The sequence below is a fragment of the Microbacterium sp. 13-71-7 genome, from assembly GCF_002257455.1.
Taxonomy (GTDB): Bacteria; Actinomycetota; Actinomycetes; order Actinomycetales; family Microbacteriaceae; genus Microbacterium.
This window is the reverse complement of the sequence record NZ_NCKN01000149.1, coordinates 1-10,246: the sequence shown is the minus strand read 5'-3', so window position 1 is coordinate 10,246 and position 10,246 is coordinate 1. Positions and strand designations below refer to the sequence as shown.

The 10,246-nt window shown below is 73.3% G+C and carries 8 protein-coding genes, 1 pseudogene and 1 riboswitch; of the genes and pseudogenes, 3 read left to right on the top strand and 6 right to left on the bottom strand.

Going from position 1 to position 10,246, the window contains the following annotated elements:
• Window positions 1-98: 98 nt before the first annotated feature.
• Together B7X32_RS14030 and nagB are read left to right on the top strand one after the other, a co-directional pair.
• Window positions 99-1,016 (top strand): ROK family protein, encoded by a 918-nt coding sequence (locus tag B7X32_RS14030; protein ID WP_292720766.1) that lies wholly within the window; start codon window positions 99-101, stop codon window positions 1,014-1,016.
• Window positions 1,017-1,080: 64 nt separating this feature from the next.
• Window positions 1,081-1,860, top strand: coding sequence for a glucosamine-6-phosphate deaminase (gene nagB / locus B7X32_RS14025; protein ID WP_292720764.1), 780 nt, complete (start codon window positions 1,081-1,083; stop codon window positions 1,858-1,860).
• Window positions 1,861-1,878: 18 nt separating this feature from the next.
• Here nagB and B7X32_RS14020 read toward each other — a convergent pair whose 3' ends face one another.
• The 6 genes from B7X32_RS14020 to B7X32_RS13995 form a co-directional block, all read right to left on the bottom strand.
• Window positions 1,879-2,286 carry an NUDIX domain-containing protein gene (locus B7X32_RS14020; RefSeq protein WP_292720761.1) on the bottom strand — a complete coding sequence of 136 codons (408 nt, stop codon included), beginning with the start codon at window positions 2,284-2,286 and terminating at the stop codon, window positions 1,879-1,881.
• The gene (locus tag B7X32_RS14015) at window positions 2,279-3,697 is read right to left on the bottom strand and encodes an FAD-linked oxidase C-terminal domain-containing protein (RefSeq protein ID WP_292720759.1); all 1,419 of its coding nucleotides are present in this window, start codon (window positions 3,695-3,697) and stop codon (window positions 2,279-2,281) included. Before B7X32_RS14015 ends, B7X32_RS14020 begins: the two co-directional genes overlap by 8 nt.
• A 7-nt stretch (window positions 3,698-3,704) precedes the next feature.
• Entirely contained in the window at window positions 3,705-4,106 is a 402-nt protein-coding gene (locus B7X32_RS14010) for a YrdB family protein (RefSeq protein ID WP_292720757.1), read from the bottom strand.
• Between the two features lie 10 nt (window positions 4,107-4,116).
• The gene (locus tag B7X32_RS14005) at window positions 4,117-6,195 is read right to left on the bottom strand and encodes a sigma-70 family RNA polymerase sigma factor (RefSeq protein ID WP_292720755.1); all 2,079 of its coding nucleotides are present in this window, start codon (window positions 6,193-6,195) and stop codon (window positions 4,117-4,119) included.
• A 456-nt stretch (window positions 6,196-6,651) separates the two neighbouring features.
• On the bottom strand, window positions 6,652-7,827 hold the full coding sequence (nagA, locus tag B7X32_RS14000) for an N-acetylglucosamine-6-phosphate deacetylase (protein ID WP_292720753.1): 1,176 nt from the start codon (window positions 7,825-7,827) through the stop codon (window positions 6,652-6,654).
• The gene (locus B7X32_RS13995; RefSeq protein WP_292720750.1) at window positions 7,824-9,434 is read right to left on the bottom strand and encodes a family 20 glycosylhydrolase; all 1,611 of its coding nucleotides are present in this window, start codon (window positions 9,432-9,434) and stop codon (window positions 7,824-7,826) included. Before B7X32_RS13995 ends, nagA begins: the two co-directional genes overlap by 4 nt.
• Before the next feature lie 85 nt (window positions 9,435-9,519).
• Window positions 9,520-9,602, top strand: a riboswitch (ZMP/ZTP riboswitch).
• Window positions 9,603-9,637: 35 nt separating this feature from the next.
• Between B7X32_RS13995 and B7X32_RS13990 the strand changes: the two are divergent.
• Window positions 9,638-10,246 (top strand): annotated as a pseudogene (locus B7X32_RS13990) (serine hydroxymethyltransferase); the annotation flags it as partial.

The window sequence follows — 10,246 nt, the reverse complement described above, 5'->3', positions numbered from 1 at the left end:
GACGACGTCGCCATCCGGCTGACCGCCCAGGACGACATCGTGCTGCGGGGAGCCGCGGTCATGGTCCTGTCCGGCCAGCTGGGCGTCTCGTGAGCGGGATCCGCGTCGGCCTGGACGTCGGCGGGACCAAGATCGACGCGCTCGCCCTCGGCGCGGACGGGACGATCCTCGCCCGTACGCGCATCCCGACGGGCTGGGGCGATCATGCGGTCGTGACCGCGGTGCACGACGCGGTGGAGGCGCTCGCCGGCGAGGGCGGATTCCCCGTCGCGGACGTGGCGTCCGTCGGCATCGGCATCCCCGGCCTGATCGACGCCGACGCCGGGCGCGTGCTGCACGCGGTGAACCTCGGGGTGACCGAGCTCGACCTGGCCGACGCCGTGCGCGTCCGGCTGCCCGTGCCGGTCTCCGTGGAGAACGACGTGAAGGCCGCCGCCCTGGGCGCCGGATCCCTGCGCGGCGACGCGCATTCGATGGCCTACCTGAACCTGGGAACAGGGGTGGCGGCGGGGATCGTGATCGACGGCGCGCTGTGGCGCGGCGCCCACGGCACGGCCGGCGAGGTCGGACACCTCTCCGTCGACCCCCGCGGGCGGGTGTGCGGCTGCGGACAGCGCGGCTGCATCGAGACCTTCTGCGGGGGAGGGGCCGTCAGCAAGGCCTGGGGACGCGGCGGTGAACTGCCGCTGCGCGACATCTTCGATCTGGCCGAGAGCGGCGACGCCTTCGCCCTCGAGCTGCGCGAGGGCGTGGCCTTCGGGGCGGCGTCCGCCGTGCGCAGCCTGGTGCTGAGCGCCGACGTCGAGACCGTCGTGATCGGCGGCGGGGTCACCGCCCTCGGAGACCGCCTCCTCGACGACATCGTGCGCCGGCTGCGCCAGGAGGGGGCGCAGTCGCCGTTCATCGGCTCGTTGCATCTGGATGAGAGGATCGAGCTGCTGCCGGCCGGATCCCCGGCGGCAGCACTCGGCGCCGCCCTGGTGGGAGCCGCGCGGCTGCCCGCCGAGCTCGTCTGACCGCCGCGCCGCCTCGCAGCCGTACCTCCGAAACCACGCCACCGACACCCACGAGGAGCACCCCATGGCCGAAGTCGTCATCGTCGAGAACTCCGCCGCCGCCGGCGAACTGGTCGCCGCAGAGATCGCCCGACTCATCCGCCGGCGCTCGGACGCGGTCCTCGGACTCGCGACCGGATCCACCCCGCTGCCGGTCTACTCGGCCCTGCGGGCGCAGCTCGACGGCCTCGACGTGTCGCGCGTGCGCGGCTTCGCACTGGACGAGTACGTCGGCATCGATCCCTCGCACCCGGAGAGCTACCGCTCCGTGATCACCCGCGAGGTCGTCGAGCCCCTGGGGCTGACGCCCGCACTCGTGCACGTGCCGGACGGATCCGAGGACGGCATCGAGCACGCGGGCGCGGAGTACGACGCGAAGATCCGCGCGGCGGGAGGGGTGGACCTGCAGCTGCTCGGCATCGGCACCGACGGTCACATCGGCTTCAACGAGCCGGGCAGCTCCTTCGCGTCGCGCACCAGGGTCAAGACGCTCACGGAGCAGACCCGCGAGGACAACGCGCGCTTCTTCGACGCGCTCGACCAGGTGCCGCGGCACTGCATCACCCAGGGCCTCGGCACGATCCTGGAGGCCCGTCACCTCGTCCTGCTCGCCTACGGGGAGAGCAAGGCACAGGCCATCGCGGACGCCGTCGAGGGCCCGCTCGCGGCCATCACGCCCGCCTCGGCGATCCAGCTGCACCCGCACGCCACGGTCGTCGTGGACGAGGCGGCCGCGTCCCGGCTCAGGCTCGCGGACTACTACCGCTACACCTTCGCCAACAAGCCGGCCTGGCAGGGGATCTGACCGACCCCCTGACGGCGCTCAGCGGGCGAGGCCCGGCCACGCCAGCGGGAGCAGGTGCTCCTCGCTGAGCGGGGCGAGCGGCAGCGACTCCGCGTCGGCGGGCGTGATCCAGCGGAGCTCCGCGAGCTCGGCCTGCACCTGCACGTCCTCGGGCTCGGCGGTCGTGGCGAACGCGGTCGCGACGACACGGTGACCCGGCTCGTTCGCCGCCGCCGAGACGAAGACGCCGAGCGGGCGCAGGGCGTCCTCGTCGATCCGCAGCCCGAGCTCCTCGTGCAGCTCGCGGGCGAGGGTCTGCGCGGGCGTCTCGCCGACCTCCGGCTTGCCGCCGGGCTGCATGAAGCGCTCTGTGCCCTGTTTGCGCACGACCAGCACGCGTCCCGCGGCATCCGTGATGATGGCGGCCGAGACGTGGATGTCAGGCATGGGGCTCCTCCGCAGTGTGCGTCGCTGTGATGTCGGGTTCCTCGGCGCGGCGGTCGAAGACCCTGCCGGGTGCGAGTATCCCCGCCGGGTCGAAAGCCCGCACGATGTCGCGCTGCAGTCGCCACTGGTCCTCGCCGAGCTCTTCGGCGAGCCAGCGGCTCTTCAGCGTCCCGATGCCGTGCTCGCCCGTGAGCGTGCCGCCGAGGCGCATCGCGGCGCGGAACAGCTCATCGGCCGCCTGCCAGATGCGCGCGGGGATCTCCGGGGTCTGCACGATGAAGTTCGGGTGCAGGTTGCCGTCGCCGGCGTGCGCGACCGTGGGGATCTCGATCCCGTACTCCCGCTCGATGCGCGCGATCTCGTCGAACATCGCCGGCAGCGCGCTGCGCGGCACCGAGACGTCCTCGATGAGGGTGGTGCCCAGCGCGGCCATGGCGGCGTGCATCGACCTGCGGATCCGCAGGAGCTCCTCGCCGCGGGCGGGATCGTCGGTCACGGTCACCGCGCCGCCGGCGTCGCGGAGCACGGCGGCGATCTGCGCGGCCTCGACCGCGGCCGAGCGTCCGTCGGTCTGGATCGTCAGCTGGGCCACGCCCTCCGCCGGCGGGTCCAGCGCGAGCAGCGCATGCACCGCGGCGAGGCAGCGCGCGTCCATGAGCTCCATGATCGCGGGCTCCGCCCCCGAGGCGGTGACGGCCGCGGATCCGCGAGCCGCGTCGCGCACGGCGGGGAAGGTCGCGACGATCGTGCACGGGGCGCCGGGCACGATCCGCCGCAGTTTCAGGGTGGCGCCGACGACGACGCCGAGCCGGCCCTCGGAGCCGATCACGAGCGACGTGAGGTCGAGGCCCGTCACGCCCTTCACGCTGCGGTGCCCGAGATGCAGCAGGCGGCCGTCGGCGAGCACGAGATCGATCGCCAGGACGGCATCGCGGACCACGCCGTACTTCGCGCACAGCAGCCCGCCGGCGCCGGTGGCGATGTTGCCGCCGATCGTCGAGATGTCGCGACTGGCCGGATCCGGCGGCCACCAGAGCCCGTGCTCGGCGAGGATGGCGTCGAGTTCGGCGTTCAGGATCCCCGGCTCGACCACCGCGAGGAGGTCGTCGGGGCTGATGTCGAGCACCCGCCGCATCCGCAGCGTGGACAGCACGATCTCGCCGGCGCCCGCGATCGCGGCGCCCGCGAGTCCGGTGCCCGCACCGCGCACCACGACGGGCGTGCCGGTCGCCTGCGCGATGCGCAGGGCGGCCTGCACGTCGGAGACGGATTCGGCGTGCACCACCGCGAGGGGCGCGGTCGGCGACGAGTGCCCCGAGCGGTCGGCGCGGGCGGCCTGGAGCGCGGCGTCCGTGGTGTCGACGCGGTCGCCCAGGGCGCTGCGGAGCCGATCCAGCACGGCGGCGTTCATCGCGGCCTCAGGACAGGGAGCGGCGGCCGGCCATGAGCCCGGTCGCGATCGCGACGACGGCGAACCCGAGTCCGATCCAGGCCTGTCCCATGGTCCACCAGGCGACGGTCACGGCCGCGTACAGGAGCAGTTCGACCGCCGCGCGCACGAACGGGTGCACGACGAGCACGGGGCGCGGCGAGAGGAACAGGGCCCATAGCAGCAGCGTGACCACCGGAGCGCCGATCGCGGCGACGAGGTTCCACGGGAGCGTCCACACGGCCAGGCCCCACAGCACGAGCGACGCGAGCGCGGCGACCAGGACGATCACGCGGACGATGTCGAGCGCGGTGGCGCGGGGCAGCACACCCTGTTGCAGGGGGAGCGGCGTGGTCGCTCCGGGATTCTGGGCGGGGGTGTCGGCGGACATGCCGACAATTCTACGCGCCGGGAGCGGGGGTTCCTGCGGTCTCCGCCGGGGTGGACGGCGCCGGGGCCGCCAGTGCGCTCGCCGGAGCGGTGGTCTCGGGGGCGGTGTCGGCGGGCGCGGTCTGCACGGGAGCGGGCGCGGCGGGATCGGCCGGCGCCGGAGCGGGCTCGGCGGGCGCGGGCACCGCCGGCACAGCGGCGGGAGAGCCGGTCCCCGGCGTCTCGGCCGGGGGCGTCGTGGGCGCCGGAGGCGCCGCGGGCGTGGCCGGAGGCGGTGTCGGCGTGGTCGGAGGCGGCACGGGAGCGCCGGTCTGGTCAGACGTCGAGCCCTTCACAGCCAGATCCGCCAGGGACGTCGTGCGCCAGGCTCCGGGGGTTCCGTCGACCATGGTGCGCAGCTTCACGGCGGCGTTGAAGAGGATCTCGGCGGCGTTCGGGCGGATGTCGGCCATCCCGGACCCCTCGGCGTCCAGCACGACCTCGGCGCCTCGCGCGGGCCGTCCCTTGATCCAGACCTGGATGTTCGTGCCTGGCGTGCCCGTGAGCGGGATCAGGAAGTGGGTGCGGAGATTGTCGTCGATCGCGATGGTCGCCTTGCCCCACGAGAACGAGGGGCCGGTCCCGGGGTCCGTTCCCGGATCGGTGCCCGGGTCCGTTCCGGGATCCGTCCCGGGGTCGGTGCCCGGATCGGTGCCCGGATCCGTTCCGGGGTCGGTGCCCGGATCCGTTCCGGGCTTTCCCGGGTCCACGGGAGGGGTGGGCGCCACAGGGGGGACGGGGACGACGGGAGCGGGGTCGCTCGCCGGCACGTTCTTGGGGACGTCGACGGGGACGTTCACGATCGTCTTCGGCTTCTCCGGCCGCGGAGCGGTGTCGGGGGCCGGAGCCGGTGCCGGTGCGGTGACCGGCACGCTGACGGGAGGCGACATCTGCGCGACGATGCCGGACTCGCCCTGATCGGAGGCCGAGGGGGCGGAGGTGGACGCGGGGTTCGCCGTGAAGCCCGGCACCACGGCCGCGGCGACGATCGCGCCGGCGATCACGAGGGCCGCCGAGCCCGCGCCGACCAGGGCGCCGAAGCCGGCGACGACTCCTCCGGTCGAGCCCCCGGAACCGGCGGAGCCTGCGGCGCCCGCCGTGCCGTGCGCTGCGGCTCCGGCCGCGCCCGCCGCACCGTGACCGGCGGCGCCGACCGCACCGACGCCGGCCGAACCGGCGACGACGGCGCCCTGCACGACGCTCGAGGGCATCGCGGCGAGGGCGACGACCGGAGCGGATCCGCTCTGCAGCATCGCGAGGTAGGCGCCGGAGCCGCCGATACCGAGCACGAGGGGCAGCAGCACGAAGGCGAGACGGTGCGAGACCTCCTTGGCCTCGGCCGCGACGATCAGGCAGCGCGCGCACTCGCCGAGGTGGTTCTCGAGCTTGGCGCGGTCGCGCACACCGAGATTGCCGCGCGAGTACGCACCGAGACGCTCGATGGTCCACTCGCAGACGGATCCGGCCTCAGCGGTGCTCAGGTGCGCCTGGATCCAGGCCTCGCGCAGGCCCTCGCGGGCGCGGAAGGCCAGCTGCGCCGTGGCGCCGACGGTCATGCCCAGCAGCGGCGCGATCTCGGCCGTCTTCATCTGCTCGATCTCGGAGTACCAGAGCACCTCCTGCCAGCGCGAGGGGAGGCTGCGGAAGGCCTTGGCGGAGAGGCTGCGGTCGAGCGCGTCGTTCGCCGCCTGGTCGGTCGAGGAGGGATCGGCGACCGTGTCGAGCTCATCGATCGGGGCCTCGCGGCGTGCGCGCCCCCAGCCGGCCGCCGTGTTGCGGATGCTGGTGAACAGGTAGGCGCGGAAGGATCCGGTCGGGCCGCCGCCCTTCTGGACGGCCTGGTAGATCCGGGCGAACGACTCCTGCACGAGATCATCCGCGTCGAACGCCGTCGTGATCGACCTCGCCACCGTGATCCCCGACGCGTAGTGCCGACGCCACAGCTCGGCGTAGGCGCCGGCGTCGCCCGACCGGGTGCGCAGCACGAGGTCGGCATCGCTCCGCGCCGATTCGGGCGCGGTATCGCTCGGTGAAATGGTGTGGTCGGTCATCTCTCGGTTCTCAGGTCGGAAGCGTTCTCATCAGAAGAGACGCAAACCCCTGGTTCTCATCACGCGGGAATCTCCATTCTTCACCCTCAGGGGGGTATTGCGCCAGGGCGCGAACGAAATCGCCGGCGGCGGGCGGGGGTCGCACGCGTCGGACTCGGTCCCGAGGCGCGTGGGACAGCGTCTCAAAACTTTTCTGAAGAAATCTTGCGAACCCGCGTAATGGATCCGGAACGCCGCCATCTCTCCTGTCAGAGACAGTCTGCGTGGGCCACCGGGGGGCGGCGAGCACAGGCTCCGGCGGATGGGGATCCGCCGGCGGGGTCGGCCCGGCACCTCGGGGGAGGAGTTCCGGGCCGACCCGCTCTGACAGGGGACCTCTGATCGGGTACCAGAGGGTCTGGGGAGACCGCGGGAGGGGACCGCCGCTGGGGAGCGGCGGCCCCGCCCGGGTCGCGGTCAGCGCCGCAGCGGCGCACCCGTCCACACGGTCGCGACGTCGAGCTCCGCGGTGAGCAGCACGGCGTCCGCGAGGCGGCCCGGTTCGAGCTCGCCGAGCTGGTCGGCCACGCCGATCGCCCGCGCGGGGGTGCGCGTCAGGGCGAGCACGGCGTCGGCGAGCGGGACGCGGGCCTCGACCGCGCGCCGCAGCGCCACGTCCTGCGTGAGCGTGGAGCCGGCGATCGATCCGCTGTCCACCCTGGCCACGCCGTCGAGGACGGTCACGTGCAGGGAGCCGAGCATGTAGTCGCCGTCCGCGGATCCCGCCGCCGCCATCGCATCGGTGACGAGCGCGACCCGCCCAGGCGCCTCGTCGAACACGAGCTTGATGACGTGCGGGTGCAGGTGGATGTTGTCGGCGATGGCCTCGAGGGTCACGCGCTCGTCGTGCGCGGCGGTGAGCACGGGGCCCGGATCGCGGTGGTGCACCGGGCGCATCGCGTTGAACGCGTGGGTGAGGATCGTCGCCCCGGCGTCGAACGCGGCGCGCATCGTGTCGTCGTCCGCGTCCGTGTGCCCGACCGCGGCCGCGGAGCCCGCGGCGACGATCAGCCGGATCGCCTCCAGTCCTCCGTCGAGCTCGGGGGCGACGGTGACCTGGCGCACGGTGCCGCGTCCCGCGTCGAGCAGGCGCTGCACGTCGGCGGCGGCCGGGGCGCGCAGCAGCCCTGGATCGTGCGCACCCATGTGGCCGGGGTCGAGGAACGGTCCCTCCAGGTGCGAGCCGAGCAGGTCCTGATCGGTCCTCATGAGGTCGGCGACCATGCCGACGCGTTCGACGAGTTCGTCGAGGGGCGCGGTGATCAGCGAGACGACCGCGCGCGTGGTGCCGTGCGCTCGGTGCATCGCTCGGGCCGTGCGGATCGCGTCCACGCCGTCGTCGAAGGCCGCTCCGGCGCCGCCGTGGCTGTGGATGTCGACGAAGCCCGGCGTGAGGATCGCGCCCTCGCCCGCCGCCTCGCGCGCATCCACGACGGCGTCTGCGGGAGCCCAGTCGGAACCCGTGCCGCGCGCGGCGACGGATCCGTTCTCGAACCGCACCCAGCCGTCGTCGACCACCGAGCCGCCGGAGACGATGCGGGCGGAATGGATGACGAGCGACCCCTGCGCGGAGCTCTCGGTGCGGACGGTCATGCGGTCTCCTCGGCGCTAGGGGCGGATGCGGGGTGGGCGGGCTGCGGGACGCGCGCGTCGTCCTGCTCCGGGTCGTCGTCCAGCGCGGCCCGGTCGACGGCGATGCCGGAGGCCTCCCACGCGGGGACCAGCTGCGCGACCCGTGCGCGGAACGAGCGCCAGGAGCGCTCTGCTCCATTCTGCGCCGACCAGCCGATCTCCGCGTGCGCGGCGATCCGGGGGAACGCGAGCCCGTCTGCCTCGGCGAGCGTGGTCACGGACTCGGTCCACAGCGGGGCCTCGATGCCGAGGATCGCCGTCACGGGGACGTCGTGGAGCACGGCCGCGGGATCCCAGTCGTAGGCGGTGCGCAGCGGCACGATGCCGGCCCAGGCCAGCCCCCGAGGGTGGTCGGCCCGCGGCTTCATGTCGAGGTAGGCGCGGTCGGCGGGCGAGAGGATGAGCGCGCCGCCGCGTTCCACGAAACGGCGGGCGTGCGCCGCGTGGCCCTCCTCCGGCACGACGGATCCCCAGTACTGCCCGATCATGCCCGGGACGAGGCCGTCGACGGCGCCCGCCTCGTGCCAGGCGACGGGGGTCTTCCCGGTGGCCGCGGCGAGGCGACCCGCCCGCTCGAAGAACAGCGCGAAGTCGGCGGCGGACGTGCCGAGGCACTCGTCGCCCCCGATGTGCAGGTACGGGCCGGGCATCAGCTCGGCCACTTCGGCGAGCACATCGCGGATGAGGTCGTAGGTGCGCTCCTCATGGATCTTCACCGAGGAGTGCCCGACGCCCCAGGCCGCGTAGGGCACGCCGTGCTCCGGCAGCGGCTGGTCCAGCGCGGCCGCCTCGGCGATGTTCGCCTCCGTGATCGCGGGGAGCTCGACGAGGTCGGGGTAGCCGAGTCCGATCGCGTGGGTGTGTCCCGGCAGGTCGATCTCCGGCACGAGCGTCATGTGCCGGGCGGCGGCGTACGCGACGATCTCGCGGATGTCGTCCTTCGTATAGAAGCCGCCGGGGCCTCCTGTCGCGTCGCTGCCGGATCCGGCGCCGGTGAGCTGCGGCCACGCGTCGATGCGGATGCGCCAGCCCTGGTCGTCCGTGAGGTGCAGGTGCAGGTGGTTGTACTTGAGCGCGGTGGCGCGATCGATCCAGCGCTCCACGTCGGCCACAGCGAAGAAGTGGCGGGCGACGTCGAGCATCACGCCGCGGTAGCGGAAGCGCGGGGCGTCCTCGATGCGGATCTCGGGGGCCGACCAGCCGGTGGCGGCGGGGCCCTCGGGGTCTGCGCCCCCTGAGGGCTCGCCGCGGCGCAGCAGCTGCAGCAGGGTGCGGGTGCCGTAGAAGAGGCCCGCGGCGTCGTGCCCGGCGATGCGGATCCGCCCGGCGCCGGCATCCAGCGCGTATCCCTCGGCGGATCCCCGCGTCGCGTCGATCCCGAGCGCGATCTCGGTCGCGCCCGTGTCGCTCAGCGCCTCGTGGCCGAGCAGCGCCTCCAGCTCCGCGCCGAGCAGCGCGACCGTGTCGGGGTCGCCGGTGAGCCGCACGGATCCGAGCGGGACGGATCCCTCGCCGAGCTGCACGGAGGAGGGGAACGGGATGAGCGACGGTGCATCATGCAGGACCATGAACAAAACGTACCCTGCCTGGGCGGGAGCGCGCTGACGCACTCGCGTCATCGCCCTCCGGATCCGCATTCCGATCCGGTAGGCTCGTGGATGTCGCGACTGGCGTCTGGGTGGGTCACCACCGGGGAGCGACCGTCATGGATTCGACCGCGCGCCTGGGCCGATGAGCACCCTTCTCTTCGCAACCGTCAAAGGAGCACGCCATGACCGACCGTTTCTTCAACGCGCCTCTCTCCGAGGTGGATCCCGAGATCGCCCAGGTCCTCGACCGTGAGCTGAAGCGCCAGCAGACGTTCCTCGAGATGATCGCCTCGGAGAACTTCGTCCCCGTCTCCGTCCTGCAGTCGCAGGGCTCCGTGCTGACCAACAAGTACGCGGAGGGCTACCCCGGCCGTCGCTACTACGGCGGCTGCGAGGAGGTCGACGTCGCGGAGGAGCTCGCGATCGCCCGCGCCAAGGAGCTGTTCGGCGCCGAGTTCGCGAACGTCCAGCCGCACTCCGGCGCGACCGCGAACGCCGCCGTGCTGCACGCGATCGCCCGCCCCGGCGACACCCTGCTCGGCCTGTCCCTCGATCAGGGCGGCCACCTCACGCACGGGATGAAGATCAACTTCTCCGGACGGCTCTACGACATCGTCGCCTACGGCGTGAACCCGGAGACCTCGACCATCGACATGGACGAGGTGCGCCGCCTCGCGATCGAGCACAAGCCGAAGGTCATCATCGCCGGCTGGTCCGCCTACCCGCGCACCCTCGACTTCGCCGCGTTCCGCGCGGTCGCGGACGAGGTGGGCGCGCTGCTCTGGGTCGAC

Excerpts from the sequence above, each read along its gene's own strand:
- nagB (WP_292720764.1), top strand. The coding sequence starts at position 1,081 with ATGGCCGAAGTCGTCATCGTCGAGAACTCCGCCGCCGCCGGCGAACTG.
- B7X32_RS14020 (WP_292720761.1), bottom strand. The coding sequence starts at position 2,286 with ATGCCTGACATCCACGTCTCGGCCGCCATCATCACGGATGCCGCGGGA.
- B7X32_RS14015 (WP_292720759.1), bottom strand. The coding sequence starts at position 3,697 with ATGAACGCCGCCGTGCTGGATCGGCTCCGCAGCGCCCTGGGCGACCGC.
- B7X32_RS14010 (WP_292720757.1), bottom strand. The coding sequence starts at position 4,106 with ATGTCCGCCGACACCCCCGCCCAGAATCCCGGAGCGACCACGCCGCTC.
- B7X32_RS14005 (WP_292720755.1), bottom strand. The coding sequence starts at position 6,195 with ATGACCGACCACACCATTTCACCGAGCGATACCGCGCCCGAATCGGCG.
- nagA (WP_292720753.1), bottom strand. The coding sequence starts at position 7,827 with ATGACCGTCCGCACCGAGAGCTCCGCGCAGGGGTCGCTCGTCATCCAT.
- B7X32_RS13995 (WP_292720750.1), bottom strand. The coding sequence starts at position 9,434 with ATGGTCCTGCATGATGCACCGTCGCTCATCCCGTTCCCCTCCTCCGTG.